The organism is Rhizobium sp. NLR10b, assembly GCF_019685435.1.
Lineage (GTDB): Bacteria > Pseudomonadota > Alphaproteobacteria > Rhizobiales > Rhizobiaceae > Rhizobium.
On record NZ_JABDWV010000031.1, the window covers coordinates 1 to 16,226 of the forward strand.

The window sequence follows — 16,226 nt, forward strand, 5'->3', positions numbered from 1 at the left end:
GCTATGACGATCTCTCTCGTCTGACCGGCGCCGACAACGCCGGCGACAACACCCTCGACGAGACCTACAGCTACGACACCAATCACAATCTTCTCTCCCGCACGCGGATCGGCAGCTATGTCTATCCCGCGGCATCAGCGATCCGCCCGCATGCGGAAACGCAGATCGGGACGAAGACCATCGACTATGACGCCAACGGCAACATGGTCTCGGATGGTAGCCGCACGCTGAGCTGGGACGGCGCCAACCGGCTGTCGAGCGTCACCCAGAACGGCGCCACGGTGAGCTTCGCCTACGGACCGGACGGCGCTCGGGTGAAGAAGAGCTGGGGCTTCGGCACGACGCTCTATCCCGACGCCAATGTCGAGATCGACCGCTCGACGCCCGGCACCGACATCTACACCCTTTATCCGCATCCAGACGCCAAGATCGTCGTCACATCAGGCAGCACCGAGCAGGACAAGTTCTTCCTGCACCGCGATCATCTCGCCTCGGTGCGGCAGGTGACCAACGAAAGCGGCTACAGGGTCGAGCAGACCGGCTATGCCGCCTATGGCGAAGCCACCAACACCAGCTTCCAGACCAAGAAGAGCTATATCGGCGAACGCTTCGATCCCGAAACCGGGCTGATGTATCTCAATGCCAGATACTACGATCCGGCGTTCGGGCGGTTCATCTCGCCGGATGACTGGGACCCGACCAAGGAGGGCGTCGGGACCAACCGCTACAGCTACTCCGAAAATGATCCCGTCAATAAGTCCGATCCGAACGGGCACTTTATTGAAGATGGAGATAATCCTCACAACATGCCGGCTTGGGCAGAGTCGACAAAAAACGATGCCTTCCAAAGCTTTGACCATGGGGATATCACCCGGCAGCAGCTCAATTCGACCATTGACTTTGTGAATACCGAGTTGGTTCAGGACGCAATGGAGAGGCGCTGGGCAAAGGGTGACGTGAGCGGCCTACCTGCCGGCGAAGCCGTGAACGTATTTGCGACGATTTCGGGCGCAGGTGGGGCGGTTGGGCCTCATAGCATCGGGGTCCGTCAAAGGCGGGCCAAGTGGTGCTGCTGAAAGTGTGCGAGCGCGCTTTGGGGTAGCAACCTCCAATGATTATCGCTCAACCTTTTTCGCCGCGAACCCAACGCTCGAAGGCAAGGTTGTCGTTCATCACGCCGTTGAGCAACAGGCCATGAAGCGCTATCCTGGTGTCATTAGTGAAGCTGAGATACATTCGCTCGAGAATCTTCGTGGTATCCCGAAAACCACAAACTCAGATTTGCACCTCAGCCAAATTCGGCGTGAATGGAATCAGTTCTATCGTGAAAATGCCAACCCGACACAGCAGCAGTTGCTCAACAAGGCGACCGAGATCGATAGTAAATATGGTGCTCAGTTCAATCCTCCGGTGAGATGATAATGCGCTACTTCTACATGGAGCCCGAAGTTTCTGGCAGACTCGGAGATGGTACGATCATGGACCGAAGCGTACATCCACCGATCATCAGTGAACTCCATTACGAGATGGAGGGTTGGCTAGGAGACGCAATCCTGGAAAGCTTCCCCGCCTTTATAGTGACCGAACAAGCAAGGCAAGGACTCATATCGGCGGCTATCACAGGGGCAAGTTTCGCCGAAGTTCATGTCACGACGAGCGAAACCTTTAGAGAGCTATACCCCGCCCGCGAAATTCCTCCGTTTGCTTGGTTGAAGCCGGTCGGCAAAGCAGCTCACGACGACTTCGGAACGGCATCTGACGGGCGGCTCGTTGTTTCGGAACGCGCGCTCCAAGTGCTCCGAAAATTCGGCACTGAGAACGCTTTGGTCGAGCCATTTGTTGATCATGCAATTTGAGCTCGCGGCTATCAATCTTGAGTTATACCAACTCTCATCGATCAGAACCCGGGGGCTCATTGCCTGCGACCAATGGAAATGATCTCCGCGTGGTCGGTCCTGGTTTAGGCTTCGTATAGGCTCAGGTGAAAGGGTGAAAGTGACTCGCAACTAGGGACTCAAACTAGGACCAGTCTTTTGCTGGGATTTTCACTTCATTTTCCAGCTGGGACAGGACCGTAAGACAATCGAGGCATTCCGATTTCGGACTCTCCGAAAAGCGCTAGCCCTGAAGCAGACCATAATTTCTAATATCGACTAAAAATTGTGGAAATTGTGGTCCGCTTTTGAATCGTCGGATGTGGTCAGTTTGCTCCGCGCGTAGTGTCTCATCAATAGAAGCGCGCGAGTCTCTTTCATGAAATCTTTGGTGCCTGTTTGTGTTCTCGGCTTGCTTACGCTTGCCGCCTGTAGCTCCACGGATTCAGTTGAGGACGTACTGGCTGTAAAATTGAATGAACTCGATTCCACCGGAAAACCTCTGCCAACGACTCGCTTCTCTTCGCGCTTGATCGGTGGCGCGCCGGTGGATCAGAATTTCAACGGCGCCATGCACCAGGGGAGCGGCACCTTCGTCTCTTATGGCGCTCCTCCGGTGTCGGTCGGGCAATTGTCGAAAGGCGGAGATGGCTACAGTCTCAATCTTGTCGGGGCGTCTATTGCGGCGGCCGCAAAAAGCGTACTCGGAGATACGCTCGGCCTGAACTATATCGTCGATCCACGCGTCTCCGGCACCGTGACATTGCAGACGACAAGCCCTGTGTCTCGCGAGGCACTCCTCGATATTTTTGAGGCCGCTTTGTCCGTCAACGGTGCAGTCGTGGTGAAGCGGCAAGATAGCTATCAAGTCGTTCCTTCTTCTGAGGCGTTTTCCTCGACCCCACAGGTGAGCGTGCCATCGGTCTCGCCGAAGGGGCCTGGCATCAAGGTGCAAGTGGTCGAGCTCAAATATGTCTCCGCCGAGGAGATGAAGGGTATCCTTGAGCCGATCAGCCGCCAGGGCTCGATCCTGCGGGTGGATGCGACACGCAACCTTCTGATGCTTGCCGGTACGAACAATGATCTTTCCGCCATGCGCGAGGCAATCAGCGTATTCGACGTCGATTGGATGGAAGGCATGTCGGTCGCTCTTCATCCCTTGAAAGCGTCACAGCCATCTGCCGTCGCCAAAGAGCTCGACACGATCTTTGCCAACGACAGCGGCGGCGGCAAGATCATTCGCTTCATTCCCAACGAGCGCCTGAACTCGGTATTGGTGATCACCTCGCGCCCGGCGTACCTGCAGCGCGCTTCAAGCTGGATTCAGAAGCTCGATCGGCTTGCAAGCACCAACGAAGAGCAGCTCTTCGTTTATGACATCCAGAACCGGCCCGCAAAAGAGCTTGCCAAGGTATTGCAGGCTGTCGTCAACGGACAGTCGTCTTCAGACGCGGCCGGCCAGTCCGCAAACGCAGTTGCCCCCAATCTCGAGCAGGCGAGCCTTTCAACGGCGGATGACCAGGCCCAAACGGCAGAGGCGACTGAAACAGCTGCGCCGAGCCCGCTCGAAGGCTACAGTGCGGAACCGGCCAAGGTGAAAACCTCGATTGTTGCCGATGTCGAAAACAACGCCTTGCTGATTTCCACGACCGCTCGGGAATATGAGCATATTCAACAGCTCTTGCGGCAGCTGGATGTCGTCCCGACCCAGGTTCTTCTCGAGGCCGTTATCGCTGAGGTGACGTTGAACAACGAACTGAAGTTCGGTCTTCGCTGGTTTTTCGAAAACGGCAATTTCGGCGTCGCATTTTCAGATCTTGCAAGTGGAGGCACTCGCATGGCATTTCCCGGCTTCGGCTGGAGCTATGCGACCAACGACATCCGCGTGACGCTGAACGCTCTCTCCAGCATCACAGACGTCAACGTCGTTTCGGCGCCAACGCTGATGGCGTTGAACAATCAAAAGGCGACATTGCAGGTTGGTGACCAGGTTCCGATCGTGACGCAGCAGGCCGCAAGCGTGAACGGAGATTCGCCGGTCATCAATTCAATCCAGTTGAAGGATACAGGCATTATTCTGTCGGTGATTCCGCGGGTGAATAGTTCCGGGCGAGTCATGCTCGACATCGAGCAAGAGGTCAGCGACGTCGTGAAGACGACTTCATCAGGCATTGACTCGCCAACCATTCAACAGCGCAAAGTCTCGACGCGGGTGGTTGTGAACGACAACGAAAGTTTGGCTCTGGGCGGTCTGATCCAACAGAAAAACAGCGTGGACCGCAGCCAAGTGCCGCTTCTCGGCGATATTCCGCTCCTCGGCAATGCCTTCAAGAACAAGACGGATTCGATCAAGAAAACCGAGCTCCTGATTTTCATCAAACCACGCATCGTTCGCGACGTGAGCGAAGCCCGCGATGTGACCGACGAGTTTCGCAGACAACTGGACTTCCGGTCGGACATTCAAAAAAGACGCGGAGGAAAAAATGCCGTTCAACAGGATCTCAAGCGGCTGGCCTATTGATGTTGCTCGTTCCCTTCGCTGTGATCCTCGCTGTCTGCATGCTTGCGGTCAGCTATGTCGACTTTCACCGTCTGGTGATTCCGAACCGGTTGAATGCGATCGTTCTCGTTGTCGGCGCGGCCTTCAAACTCTTGACCGGGCTTGAGGCATTGGCCCTCGCGCTCCTGTTCGGCGCATTTGTCTTTCTGATGTTCTGGACCCTGAGGTACGTCTATTGGCGTTTCAGAGGCGTCGTCGGTCTTGGCCTCGGGGACGTCAAGTTCGCAGGTGCCGCAGCGGTTTGGCTGGATCCGTGGAGCTTTCCCGCCTTCCTGTTCATCGCATCCGCTCTTGCACTGCTTTATTTCTGCGTCATCGCCAAGCGAACACCTGACATCACATTGCTTCGGGTTCCCTTCGGCCCGTTTCTGGCGCTCGCGTTGTTCGTCACATGGAATTTCAACACCTTTTACAGTCAGGCGATTGGATAATGACCAAATACATTCCGAACAGTAATGAGCAGTCAGCGGATCGCAATCAGGCGATTGAAGGCTTTACACTCGTTGAACTATTGGTCGTACTCGCCATCATCGGCCTGATTGCCGCTCTCGTGGCGCCACAGGTGTTGAAGTACCTGGGTTCAGCAAAAGTCGAGACCACAAAAGCTCAGATCAAGAACATCGAAAACGCGATAGAGCTCTACTACATCGATGTCGGCCGTTACCCCTCTACCGAGGAGGGGCTAACCGCACTCACGCAGACGCCATCCGACGGCAGTGTCTGGAACGGCCCCTACCTTAGGAAGTCCGGTGTCATCCTGGATGCCTGGGGCACGGCTTATCAGTATAAGAGCCCGGCGGAGGACCGGCCTTACGAGGTAATCTCCCTTGGGCGCGACCGCAAGGCTGGGGGGCAGGGGCAGGACGCAGATATTCGGAGCGAATAGCTTAATGGCTCACCGCAAGAAGGCTATTCTTGCGGCGGAAATCGGCGCCGTGCCGCGGTTTGCCTCCAAGGTTATCTTGACAGCATAAGGCATCTTTTCCGGACGATTCCATTGGTTCAACCACGTCGGAGCGGTTTGGCCTTCGGGGGGCTGCGGCGCATCCATGAATTCAAAATGGGCGTCAACGATATCCTCGATGATGGAAAAGGATACCGGCGCGGGCATCGCTCTTCCCAAGCGGCGTGGAGCATCACGCAGCACGATTGAGACGCTTCCGCCATTTTCCTGGAGCTCGATGAGGACGTCCCGAAGAGCAAGCTGATCCGTCCCCACTCTCAGCACGGTCGGAAAATGCAACGAATGAGAAGTTCCTTCGAATGCAAGCCGTTTTTCACTGGTGCCCGTAAGAAGATAAACGCTGCGTGCATCGGCGATCGTTTGCTGAAGAAATTCGATTGCGGCGATCATTTCCGTTTGGCCATCAGCGCCTTCAGTCAACCTTCTTAGCGGGCGAAACTGAGTGATTGCCCCGATCATGACGGCACTCAGCGCGGCAAGCAGCGCAAGCGTCACCAGCATTTCGACAAGAGTGAACCCTTCTTCGTCCTTCCTTGAGTTTACGGACAGCGTCATGGCTGTTGACCTTGCACCAATGACGTAACCAGGAAGGTCTGACGAAACGCGCCGGCTTTTGGTCCGACAGAGATGATGGCAAATGAATTCGAACTGCTTGTCGCGTCTCGTTCGCGCGGCGAGACCATGCGAATTCTCCAACGCAACAGACCCATTTTTCCTTCTTTCTGCCGTGCGCTGGCGCTTGTCAGTTTGGGAATTTCTTCCGCCCGCAATGTCTGCACTAACTCCAACATTTCATTTCGTTCAGTCGCGGTTCGGTAACTCCTAACAGCAATTGCCAAAGTCTGAGATGCGATAGCCATCGAAATCGATAGGATGACAAAGGCTACGATCATCTCCAATAGAGTAAAGCCTGCATCGTTCTGCAGTGGCGGATTAATCATCGGACACCATTGTGGCGGAGCCCGTTAGCCAACTGATCTTGACCCTGATCTCCTTCTCCTTATCGGTACGAAGCCGGATCTCGCCACCCGACGAGCTTCCATCAGCAAGAAACTGAATGCTCCCCTTGGAGGCAGTGGTCGCGGCATTGCGGCCAACCGTCGCGACCATCGACATAGAAGCCGGAATAACGATATCTTCATGTTTGATATCAAAATGCACGGTGCGTGTGGCCGTATCGATCGATAGAGTGGTATCTGACCCCCGCTTGATGGCGACCAATCGCGCTAAGCGCGCGCCTCGAACGATTGAAGACGCGACGGTTGCTGTTGTAGACGAACCCGCACGATGAAATTGCGGTAGTGCGACGGCGAGAACCATCCCTAATATCGCCAAAACCACAAGCATTTCCATGAGCGTAAAACCAGCACTCCCGGCATGGCGATGGGCGGAGCTTCTTGCGCTCATTGCGTGCTCAGCTCGTTGACGCTGAGAAGCGCCGTCATGACAGAGATGACCAGTCCGCCGACGAGCAGTCCCAGCAGGATCGTTATCGCTGGAGTGATGAGCGAGAGAAGACTATCGAGGGTCCTCTGGGCCCCAGATCGCAGGATATTCGATCCGTTGGCGAGTACGGCAGGGAGCTTGTTCACCTCGTCTCCGACTGCGGTCAGCGACACGACGCTCGGCGGGAATAGTTTTGTCTCCGCTAAGGCCTCGGCAAGGCGCCGCCCTGATATCACCGCTTCGCGGATCGGTGACAACTTCGTTCTGCAAATGGAAATCGTGCACGCATCGGCAGCCAGAGCCAGAGCCTCGGGCATGGCAACAGCATTTTCGAGTAGCAGCGCTAGGGTCTGCAGGTAGCGGGCAAGCGCCATCTTGATAATGAGTGGCCCGAAAATCGGCATCTTGAGCGCGACAGCCATCATCAATCGGGAGAGCTCTTGGGCCCGCCATGCAAAAAGAATTCCGGTAAGGGTCAGAACCGACACAGCGACAGGCGGGAAGGCTGGATTTTCAATGAACTTTCCAACTGCCGACAAGACGGCGATCAGCAAGGGGGTCTCTCGCTCCGAGCTCTGGAAGATTGGTTCAAGAGCCGGCACAAGCACGAATGTGACGACGCCGAGCGCTATGATCATCATGACGAGCAGAAAGGCCGGATAGAGCAGCGCATCCATCAACTGCTTGCGTTGATTCTTCCGGCGTTCCAGGTCGGAAGCGATGACCGAGAGAACATGCCCCAGCCGGGCCGTTTTCTCCCCACTTGCGATCAGCGACAGAATGTCATCCGGCAGATCGTCGAGCGAAGCGAATGCTGATGAGGCCGCCGCCCCGGCAGATATCTGCTCCAGCATAGCGTCGAGACGCTCGCGCTCGTTTTGGTGGGTAGCGGAAGCGCTCAGCGAACGCAGGGACTGGTCTAACGTTAGCCCGGCCGCCACCAAGACTGCCAAATTGCCGAAGAACCGGGCTTGGTCAAAACTCGGCTCGAACTTGGGAAGACGCAGATATGACTGCAAACCTCGATCGCCATAGGGCCGAACGTCGGAAATCGTCACGCCCGGTGAGCGAAGCTTCCGGCGAGCATCGGCGATATCTGTGGCTTCGACCGTGCCAGACCGTTTTCGGCCGTCACCAGAAAAAATGCTGTATCCAAACTTAGGCATGGCGACTAATCCGCATCGATGACACGCAAGACTTCATCCATCGTTGTCAGGCCTCTTTCCACCAGCTTTTGCCCGTGTTGGCGAAGTGGAACCATGCCGTTCTCAATGGCCACAGCTTCGAGATCTTCTTCGGCGCTGGTCGCGCGCATCTCTTCCTTGAACCGCTCGGAAACCTCCAGGATCTCATAGGTAGCCCTGCGTCCCTTGAAGCCGGTCCCTTCGCAAGCGATGCAGTCGGCTTTGAACGCGAGGTCTCGACAAACTTCGCAGCATTGCCGCAGAAGCCGCTGGCCGATCACGCCTCTGATTGTTGCTGCCAGCAAAAACGGTTCGACTCCCATATCGCGAAGCCGATTGAACGCACCGATCGCGCTGTTCGTATGCAAGGTCGAAAGAACGAGTCGACCAGTGAGTGCCGCCTGAATTGCGATCTCGGCGGTTTCGCGATCGCGAATCTCCCCGACCAGAACGATATCGGGATCCTGCCGCAGCACAGAACGGAGCGCAGTGGCAAACGAAAGGCCGATCCCTGGATCGATCTGCAATTGCGTGATGCCGGCAATGCGATATTCGACAGGATCTTCGACGGTGAAAATCTTCACGCTCGACCGATTGAGCCCCGACAGGATCGAATAGAGGGTTGTTGTCTTACCGGATCCGGTCGGGCCAGTCACCAGAATGAGGCCATTCGAGCGCCTCGTCAGATTGTCGAGCTTGCTCGCCGCGGCCGGATCATAGCCTAGTGATGCCAGATCGAGTTTGATGTTCTCGCGATCGAGAACGCGAAGTGCTGCCGTTTCCCCATGCACCGAAGGCACGACGGAAAGACGGAAGTCGACCTCCTGGCCTCTGACGGCCAAACGCAATCTGCCATCCTGCGGCAGACGACGTTCGGCTATGTTAAGCCGCGCGAGAATTTTCAAACGGCTTATCACGCCCGTATGAAGCGATTTGGGCGCATTATCCGTTTCGAGCAGGATACCGTCGCGGCGAAGCCGGATACGGAGCGTCTCTGCCTGCGGCTCCAGATGAATGTCTGTCGCTTTATCGTCGATTGCTCTTTGGACAATCTTCGAGACAAATTTAACAACAGGGGCATCGCGCGCCACATCAAGGAGTCGCTCGAGATCGACATCGAGGGCCCCTTCCTCTACAAGCGACTCATCGAGCGGGGCGTTCGACTCTCGTCGAAGACGGCCAATATGCTCTTCGATGGTGCTTCTCGGCGCCACACCAATTCGCAATGGCAGATCGAAGAGGTAAGAGACTGCCTCGGTTGTTTGATGATCAAATGGGTCGGCGACAGCTAGGCGAAGATAGTCATCGGCCTTCTCCAGGGGAACGATCGCCTTCTCGGTTGCGAAATCCCAGCCCAGCCTTTCGAGCCATTCAAGGCCGTTTCCGGGGAGGCCATCCTCGATGACCTCGAGATCGAGGGAGCTCGCGATCTCTGATGCAATCGTAAGTTCGGCAAGTACGCCCAGTTCCCGAATAACCACGTCCAATGGCTGGCCGGTCTGCCGCCTTGCAGATCTTATTCGCTGAATGGCTTCCGGAGTGACCAACCCGCTATTGACGAGATGAGCGAGAAATTTCTCAGAACGTTCCATCACCTGCATTGTTACAATGCCTCCTTGAGCCAAGAGGCCGCATCAGGTCCTAAGAGGAGCCCACAATCCGAAAGACCGCGCCGTGAAATCGACGAAAGCGGCAACGCCCACACACGGCGGTTGGTTTGTCGACCGTCACCGGTCACCACGATTCTGGCATCCGTTGCCCATTCGCCTTGGCTGTTGATTTTTGTCGCCAGCGTATAGGTGCCCGAAAGCTGCAGCCGGTGTCGAATTTCACCGCTAACATCAGTCAGATGAGAGCGGAGGGAGGCAGATGCGAATTCGCGGCTGACAGCGGCGCTGTGGCTATCGACGGTGAATATTTCGCTGATCTGTTCCGGGCTGAACCGCCGCATTTCCGGAAAATCGAGGAGTTCAACCACATCTTCGAAGGGCGCGTGCTTGAAGCCGTATTCCGGCTCCGACTTGGCCGGGATCGGCGAATTGGAAGATTGCCGAGAGCGAAATAGAATAACTGCGCTGGCGACATCCGTAACTTGTGGGGCGGTCAAGCCTAAGGCCGCCAAGCCGGCTTCTATGGTGGCTAATCCAGCGACATTAAGATCAATGAGACCGGCATGATCGAGAATGCGAAGCGTCACGATCGCGTCGCCGGAGGCGCATGACCTTCCACTCGCTTCTCCGGCAATGGTTGCGGCCCAGGCGCCATCGGTTTCAAGCTTCATTGCGGTATAGGCATTGATCGCCTCCGCCGCATAGGCAAGCCGGCTCCGCTCGAAACTGTGATGGGAGGTCAGAGCGGCGAGACGGGCAGCGGATGAAAACGGGATCAGTAGCGCAGCGAATAACAACAGAAAGGCAAGCACCGCGAGGAGCGCAAAACCATCCTCATCAGCGCAGTCGTCTGCTCGCCTCTTAGTTTTGTCGGACATCGAGGCCTTCAGCGGGATAGAGGTTGACGACCGCCTGCTGATCTCCGGCGCGCAAGACGACGCTGTCAATGTCGATACGGTCGATGGTCCACCCCTCGATCGTGCCGCCGATTGGCAGCCATTGCGATGGGGCATCTGTGTTGACCGCCAATAGCGCCGATAGGTCAGGGCCAATTTTTCGAATGCCTTCAAGGCGAAAGGCGGGAAGCTGCACCGCTGGCGCAGCGACAACCGGCTCGGGCGGAGGTGTTATAGGGACAACAACGGGGAGGAATTCCCGGCGTGTTGGACTGAATACTGGCCTGGACAAGGTCTCAGGTGAAGTGGACAAGTCTACTGTCGCCTTGGTCTCCAACGCTGGCGTGGCCGAAGGACGAATTGTCCTTTCTTCGGAGGCGTCAGGCGGAGAAATATCGACCGGCATTTCATACAGTGCGAAATTGACAAGGCAAAGCGTGCTGAGTGCAGCAGCGGCGCTCAACGTCGTCAGAAAACTCGTGTCAGGGACTCGAAATCTCATTTGGCTTCTGCCGCTCTTTGCCGGCCGCTCGTTGCCGGATTGACCGACCCGTAGATTTCCATACTTGTTGAGAGCTGAAGCGGCGCCTGAAGCTGTCCCTGTTGGATAGGGTTGGTTGCCCGAATGGTAGCTTTTCGAATGACAAGCGGAGGTCTCGACGTCTCGATGCCGACCATGGCCTTATGAACGGACGATAAGCTTCCCTGGATATCAGCTGTGACCCCAATTAACGGCACGCCGTCGGGTGAAGATTCTGAAAGGACACTAATGGAAATAACGACCGCCCCGGCTTCTCCTGCGATCGCGTTGATGCGCTCCTGAAGTCGCGCACGTGTCACGGGCATTGTATCGCCCTGGAGGTAGAGGGCAGCGGCAACGTCGGCGGAAATGGCCGTGGACGCCTCGCCCCTAGGTCCTCGCGATAATATTGCGTTCAGCTTGCCGAGTTCAAATCGCTTCGCGTCAATGTCGCTCGCCAGGCCGCGCAGCTGGTCTCCTGTAAGCACTGAAATCCAGATGGCGCACAACGTGCCAAAGGCGAGCAATCCAAAGGCAACCATCTGCTGCACCCGCTGCGGTGCGTTCATCAGTCCGATCAGCAGGTCCGTCATTTCCGCTCGACCTTCAGGCGCATCTCAAAATGCTCGTCTGTTCCGCCAGCCTCGCGCACAACCGGTGACGTAAAACTGGGCTCGCTAAAGAGCTGAGACTCTTCCAGCGGCCCGATCAAGCTCGCCGCCGACTGGGAAAAGCCCGACATGGTCACTGTTTCCTCGTCGATCGACATGTCGGAAAGCCATGCCGTATCCGGCAATTGACGGCTCATCTCTTCCCATATTTGGATGACGGGAACGGACTCATCTTTGCGCCGCCGCGCGGTGTCCAAAGCGGCGACGGCTTTCGCGCGCTCATTTAAAGATGCCCGCACTGCGCTTGCCTGCTCTCGCTTTGCGGCGATCTCACTTTCAAGATCCGATAGTGCGCCCTCGTATCGAAGGACCGCGTGCGCAAGCGTCAGGCCGGCCGCCAAAAGCAGCAGAGATAGGGTTATTGCCGTTCGTGTCGAATGGGACAGGGAAAGAGCAGCTTTCGGCAAAAGCTCGCTGACTGCTCTTTGCGTGAGATGAATGGCCGAGCCATCTGAGACGGCGAGCGAGATGCCTCCGATCTTTATTTTGGCGGCGGTGAGAGCGGAAACGACCGGATCGAGCAAGGGTTTCTTTACAATGGCGTAGGTCGTGCCTTCGGAGGCGTTGCCTGTGATCGGCATAAGGTAAACGTCGTCGTGACGAAATGGAGTTGCCGCGGTCAAGTCGGCGGCCGCTATGTCCCTGGCCCTGGAATAGGGAAGCTGGGATCTCGTAATCGCGCGGCGAATATAGCGATCCTCGGCCAGCACCAGCGAGCAGGTTCTGCGACGTCCGAGAATTGTTTCGATCTCGGCAAGAGATACCACATCTGCTCGCGAGCGATCAGGCCAGATAACGGAAACTCCCGGTCGTCCTATTTCGACGGTGGGGTAGTGCCTGCTTTGAGGTCGCAGAAATAACATGCGCCGAATCTCGGCGTACCACCAGTCCCGGAAATCGAGCGCGCTATCGACAATCGGTTGCATGAATTTATGAGGACCGAATCACTAGTTTTGTAATCAATACAATAATGCGAACTACCACGCGTTGCAGGATTCGAGCGCGTTGCGGCACGCTATCCACAGGCTTTCGGAGCGTCGTAGAAGTGAATGCCGAACACTGGATCTGATCTCAGATGCTTCCTACACTGGCGTTAGTTGCATTTATTTGCATTCCGACGTAGGTGCTACTTGCGCTGCCAAGTGTTTTCGACTTTAGAGGGTGTAAATTTCAGCACGTTTTGATTCATCTGGGGGATTCATGCGTCAGTTTCGTTCGGGTGTTGCGGCTTCTGCTGCAGCTGTTCTCTTTGCGTTGTTTGTTGCGCCGGGAATAAACTCTGCCATTGCCGGAACGGCGATTGCGGGCGAGACCGGCAAAACCAATGGCAGCGGCCTTGGCAATGGAAGCGCGGCCGGCCTCGGCGGGACAGCCACAGACGCTCCGGCGATGTCCGATATTACTTCCGAGCCTGCGGCCGCTTCTTCGCGACCGGACAAGGCGGTAGACCGAACCACGCTCGGCAAGGCCGGCTCAGCGCCGGCCGACGGCGAGACGCTGACCGTTGACGGGCAGGCCAAAGACGCGGCCTCGTCGCCTGAGTCTGATACGGCGCAGCCTGCAGGCGCGACCACGCTTGCGGCGACGGCCGCAGCGGTTGAACCGGATTCACCCGCGGTCAATGCGCCGGAGAAAGCTTCGGTTCCTCAAATCTCCAGCAATGGGTCTTTTACGCAGCTCATCAGCCTCGACCTGCCACCTTATCATGACATCGCTCCAAAACTGGCGCTTCATTACGATTCTGCGCGCAAGTCTCGCTTTGGCGGTTTGTATCAAGGCTGGCTTGGGTACGACTGGGGGGTAGATGGATTTAGCGTTATCGAGCGCCCCGGTGCTGGGGTCCAGTCGGGGTCTTCAGAAAACATCTTCATGCTCAATGGCGAAAACCTGATATTTTGCACCGCTGCGTCGTGGTGCCCGGCCGGAGCCAACTTTACGACCGAGAATGAGTCGTTCCTACGCATTGTTTACGACAATCCTACCAATTCATGGACAGTGACCGACAGGAATGGAGTTGTTTCTAAATTCATGTCGGTGGCGGCGATCGCAGGAGTAGACCTGCCGAAAGATGTTGACGCCAACCGTCCCAAAAACTTCGGGCGTTATCTTCTTACCTCCGTCGCCGATCCGAATGGACATCAGGTGAGATACACCTATTCCTGCCCGGACCTTCCGATGTGCTATCCGGCAACGATCGATTATGACAGCCAAGCACAAATCGTCTTCGGCTATGAGCGTCGTCCAGATTTTCTGCCGATGGCGAATGGATACAGCCTGACTTGGACGACTTACCGGCTCAAATCCGTGTACTACAGTAACACGGTTGAGGGGGGCGTAACCGGCGGCTATACCCTGACATACGACCAGGCCCCATTTTCCAATCTGTCTCGTCTCATCCGGGTCGACCAATATGGACGAGATGCAGTCATTGATTCGTCCCACAATATCGTTAGTGGCACGCATAAGACCATACGGTCGATGGTCTACGACAACATCAACTACAGCTACACGCGGTTGAACAACCAGTTCCCGGCGCCGACGTCTGGGGATGCTGCAAAGCAGCTCTCCTATTTCCTTTCCCGACAAACAGGCGATCTGAATTTCGATGGCAGAGACGAGTTTTATGGATCCTTTCTCGCCTATCACTATGATTCGACTTTGCGTACCTATGTGGCGGACCCCCTCAAATTCACGGTGACGAAATTTACTGGCCCTGGTTCTGTCGCCGGCACGTCGACCGTCGCCGTACCAACGAATTCTTGTTACGAGGGAATGCTGGTGCCGAACTATTTCGACGGTCGGTTTGTGTCTGGCAAATTGACTAAGGACCTCGCATTCACCTACAACGTCACGAACAGATGCAGCATCATCGATAAGACGCGTGTTAGCGGTATTATTGCAACGGACTCCTCGCTGAATGTGTCGGCTTCGCTTTGCCCCGATGCCAACACTACTGTCTGTGGTGCAATTCCCACGAATTACGACAGCACAAATTCTGTCAAGAATGTCTCAGTGGACTGGGATAGCGACGGAATCGATCAGTTGTTCAATGTCGGCAACGACATCCGCGGAGTCGCTGACTTTTTAGGCTACGGTCGCCAGGGTTACGTCAGAGGCCAGAACCTTAGCGCGTACAAATATGCCGGCGGCAGCACGTTTAATTCCCAGGATATGGGCATCGATTGCAGTTCCGCCTCGGCGTATTGCGCCCTTGCGGACATGAACGGTGACGGCGCGACGGACGTTGTCAAAGCGACGCCGTCCGGATCGGGGAGCTACGTGGCAACGGTCTGGCTCGGGACTGGCTATAGCTTCATCCAGGTTGCAAGCGGCTTGACACTTGATGGCACGCCGATCCTGCGCGATATGGATAATGACGGTAGGGTGGATGTCGTCGCGGCTAAGGATCGTAGAAATACCGATCCCTTCAAGGACCTCAAAGCCTACGGCCTGTGGTTTGGCAGCTCTGGCAATAGCTTGGTTGTGTCGCCTTTCCTGCAGCGCGGTTCCGGTCTGTCGGGCGATTTCAACGGCGATGGCCTTCCAGACTTCGTCGCCTCGCAGACGGACACTGTCATTTCCAATGCCGGTTCGGGCAATCCCAATCTGCTGCGGAAAGTCACCTTGGAAACGGGGGGGACGATTGCGGCCGATTATGCTCCATCGACGAGCTTTTCGAACAGCTATATGCCCCTCGTCATGCATCCGGTGACGAGGGTGACCGTCAATGACGGACGCGGAAACTCCGCCGCCACCAGCTATTCTTATTCCGGGGGTCTCTACAATCCGGCCGCCCGGAAGTTCCTGGGTTATCGCACCGTCAGCACGACCAAACCAATCCTAGCTGGAGATACCGCCGCTCCGATCGTTGTGAAGACCTACCGTCAGGATCTGGCAAGTTACGGATTGCCGGACACCACGGTTTTGCGCAACGCAGCGAACACGGCATCCAAGACGATCACCGAAACCTATGACGCCAGTATCGCCTCCAAGCCCTACAAGGCCAGAAACATTGCGACGACAACGAAGCTGACGGAGGGGGGCACGACGGCCTACCTGCGGACGGAGCGCAGTTTCGACGCCTATGGCAATGTAACCGAGATCAAGGATCGCGGCCGCACGGTGGATGCCGCAGGCACGGAGAATGTCAACACCACCGGCGACGAGAAGACGACGACCTTCACCTATGCGCCAAACACCTCCGCTTACATCGTCTCGCTACCGACTTCGAAGACGGTTCGTCTCGGTGTCGATGCCGCGTCGCCGATCGGCAGCAAAGAGGAATATCTCTATGACGGCGCGACGGCGGTTGCGACGCCGCCGGTCAAGGGCAACCTGACGCAGAAGCTCGCCTATATGAGCATCGGCAGCACACCGCGGGTGTCGCCGACCAGCTACGCTTATGATGCCTACGGCAACCGGATTGCCGAGACCGATGCGCTTGGCAACCGCAGCGAATGGGACTACGACGCCACCTACCACCTTTATCCGGTGGCGGAGC

Annotated in this window: 16 protein-coding genes; 7 read left to right on the plus strand and 9 right to left on the minus strand. The window is 56.4% G+C overall.

Going from position 1 to position 16,226, the window contains the following annotated elements; all coding sequences use genetic code 11:
- From HJB91_RS29655 to gspG, 6 genes are all read left to right on the plus strand, one after another.
- Nucleotides 1-1,076, plus strand: a 1,076-nt coding sequence (locus HJB91_RS29655) for an RHS repeat-associated core domain-containing protein (RefSeq protein WP_221156801.1), incomplete at its 5' end; no start/stop codon positions are given.
- Entirely contained in the window at nucleotides 1,024-1,419 is a 396-nt protein-coding gene (locus HJB91_RS29660) for a hypothetical protein (protein WP_221156803.1), read from the plus strand. The genes HJB91_RS29655 and HJB91_RS29660, both read left to right, overlap by 53 nt.
- Before the next feature lie 2 nt (nucleotides 1,420-1,421).
- Entirely contained in the window at nucleotides 1,422-1,856 is a 435-nt protein-coding gene (locus HJB91_RS29665; RefSeq protein WP_221156805.1) for a hypothetical protein, read from the plus strand.
- Nucleotides 1,857-2,253: 397 nt separating this feature from the next.
- Nucleotides 2,254-4,395 (plus strand): type II secretion system secretin GspD, encoded by a 2,142-nt coding sequence (gspD, locus tag HJB91_RS29670; RefSeq protein WP_221156807.1) that lies wholly within the window; start codon nucleotides 2,254-2,256, stop codon nucleotides 4,393-4,395.
- Nucleotides 4,395-4,865, plus strand: coding sequence for an A24 family peptidase (locus HJB91_RS29675; protein WP_221156809.1), 471 nt, complete (start codon nucleotides 4,395-4,397; stop codon nucleotides 4,863-4,865). Before gspD ends, HJB91_RS29675 begins: the two co-directional genes overlap by 1 nt.
- A complete protein-coding gene (gspG, locus tag HJB91_RS29680; protein ID WP_210628089.1) occupies nucleotides 4,865-5,320 on the plus strand; it encodes a type II secretion system major pseudopilin GspG in 456 nt (151 codons plus the stop codon). The genes HJB91_RS29675 and gspG overlap by 1 nt, the downstream gene beginning before the upstream one ends.
- A 9-nt stretch (nucleotides 5,321-5,329) precedes the next feature.
- Here gspG and HJB91_RS29685 read toward each other — a convergent pair whose 3' ends face one another.
- From HJB91_RS29685 to HJB91_RS29725, 9 genes are read right to left on the minus strand one after another with little or no spacing between them, the layout of a single operon-like run.
- A complete protein-coding gene (locus HJB91_RS29685; RefSeq protein WP_221156812.1) occupies nucleotides 5,330-5,953 on the minus strand; it encodes a prepilin-type N-terminal cleavage/methylation domain-containing protein in 624 nt (207 codons plus the stop codon).
- On the minus strand, nucleotides 5,950-6,339 hold the full coding sequence (locus HJB91_RS29690; protein ID WP_221156814.1) for a type II secretion system protein: 390 nt from the start codon (nucleotides 6,337-6,339) through the stop codon (nucleotides 5,950-5,952). Before HJB91_RS29690 ends, HJB91_RS29685 begins: the two co-directional genes overlap by 4 nt.
- Nucleotides 6,332-6,805: a GspH/FimT family pseudopilin gene (locus tag HJB91_RS29695; protein WP_221156828.1), complete on the minus strand. Its 474-nt coding sequence runs from the start codon at nucleotides 6,803-6,805 to the stop codon at nucleotides 6,332-6,334. Before HJB91_RS29695 ends, HJB91_RS29690 begins: the two co-directional genes overlap by 8 nt.
- Nucleotides 6,802-8,010 (minus strand): type II secretion system F family protein, encoded by a 1,209-nt coding sequence (locus tag HJB91_RS29700; protein WP_221156816.1) that lies wholly within the window; start codon nucleotides 8,008-8,010, stop codon nucleotides 6,802-6,804. The genes HJB91_RS29695 and HJB91_RS29700 overlap by 4 nt, the downstream gene beginning before the upstream one ends.
- 5 nt (nucleotides 8,011-8,015) lie before the next feature.
- Nucleotides 8,016-9,629, minus strand: coding sequence for a GspE/PulE family protein (locus HJB91_RS29705; RefSeq protein WP_221156818.1), 1,614 nt, complete (start codon nucleotides 9,627-9,629; stop codon nucleotides 8,016-8,018).
- 2 nt (nucleotides 9,630-9,631) lie between these two features.
- Entirely contained in the window at nucleotides 9,632-10,516 is an 885-nt protein-coding gene (locus HJB91_RS29710; protein ID WP_221156820.1) for a hypothetical protein, read from the minus strand.
- Nucleotides 10,500-11,036 (minus strand): hypothetical protein, encoded by a 537-nt coding sequence (locus tag HJB91_RS29715; protein ID WP_221156822.1) that lies wholly within the window; start codon nucleotides 11,034-11,036, stop codon nucleotides 10,500-10,502. The genes HJB91_RS29710 and HJB91_RS29715 overlap by 17 nt, the downstream gene beginning before the upstream one ends.
- Nucleotides 11,033-11,647, minus strand: a complete 615-nt coding sequence (gene gspM, locus HJB91_RS29720; RefSeq protein ID WP_221156824.1) for a type II secretion system protein GspM — start codon at nucleotides 11,645-11,647, stop codon at nucleotides 11,033-11,035. The genes HJB91_RS29715 and gspM overlap by 4 nt, the downstream gene beginning before the upstream one ends.
- Nucleotides 11,644-12,651 carry a PilN domain-containing protein gene (locus HJB91_RS29725; protein WP_221156826.1) on the minus strand — a complete coding sequence of 336 codons (1,008 nt, stop codon included), beginning with the start codon at nucleotides 12,649-12,651 and terminating at the stop codon, nucleotides 11,644-11,646. Before HJB91_RS29725 ends, gspM begins: the two co-directional genes overlap by 4 nt.
- Before the next feature lie 274 nt (nucleotides 12,652-12,925).
- On the opposite strand from HJB91_RS29725, the gene HJB91_RS29730 reads away from it, so the two are divergent.
- Nucleotides 12,926-16,226, plus strand: a 3,301-nt coding sequence (locus HJB91_RS29730) for a toxin TcdB middle/N-terminal domain-containing protein (protein WP_311044452.1), incomplete at its 3' end; no start/stop codon positions are given.

What these genes read in the sequence shown, in the direction of transcription:
- gspG (WP_210628089.1), top strand. Translation starts at nt 4,865, where the DNA reads ATGACCAAATACATTCCGAACAGTAATGAGCAGTCAGCGGATCGCAAT.
- HJB91_RS29665 (WP_221156805.1), top strand. Translation starts at nt 1,422, where the DNA reads ATGCGCTACTTCTACATGGAGCCCGAAGTTTCTGGCAGACTCGGAGAT.
- HJB91_RS29715 (WP_221156822.1), bottom strand. Translation starts at nt 11,036, where the DNA reads ATGAGATTTCGAGTCCCTGACACGAGTTTTCTGACGACGTTGAGCGCC.
- gspD (WP_221156807.1), top strand. Translation starts at nt 2,254, where the DNA reads ATGAAATCTTTGGTGCCTGTTTGTGTTCTCGGCTTGCTTACGCTTGCC.
- HJB91_RS29695 (WP_221156828.1), bottom strand. Translation starts at nt 6,805, where the DNA reads ATGAGCGCAAGAAGCTCCGCCCATCGCCATGCCGGGAGTGCTGGTTTT.
- HJB91_RS29705 (WP_221156818.1), bottom strand. Translation starts at nt 9,629, where the DNA reads ATGCAGGTGATGGAACGTTCTGAGAAATTTCTCGCTCATCTCGTCAAT.
- HJB91_RS29685 (WP_221156812.1), bottom strand. Translation starts at nt 5,953, where the DNA reads ATGACGCTGTCCGTAAACTCAAGGAAGGACGAAGAAGGGTTCACTCTT.
- gspM (WP_221156824.1), bottom strand. Translation starts at nt 11,647, where the DNA reads ATGACGGACCTGCTGATCGGACTGATGAACGCACCGCAGCGGGTGCAG.
- HJB91_RS29710 (WP_221156820.1), bottom strand. Translation starts at nt 10,516, where the DNA reads ATGTCCGACAAAACTAAGAGGCGAGCAGACGACTGCGCTGATGAGGAT.
- HJB91_RS29725 (WP_221156826.1), bottom strand. Translation starts at nt 12,651, where the DNA reads ATGCAACCGATTGTCGATAGCGCGCTCGATTTCCGGGACTGGTGGTAC.
- HJB91_RS29700 (WP_221156816.1), bottom strand. Translation starts at nt 8,010, where the DNA reads ATGCCTAAGTTTGGATACAGCATTTTTTCTGGTGACGGCCGAAAACGG.
- HJB91_RS29675 (WP_221156809.1), top strand. Translation starts at nt 4,395, where the DNA reads ATGTTGCTCGTTCCCTTCGCTGTGATCCTCGCTGTCTGCATGCTTGCG.
- HJB91_RS29690 (WP_221156814.1), bottom strand. Translation starts at nt 6,339, where the DNA reads ATGATTAATCCGCCACTGCAGAACGATGCAGGCTTTACTCTATTGGAG.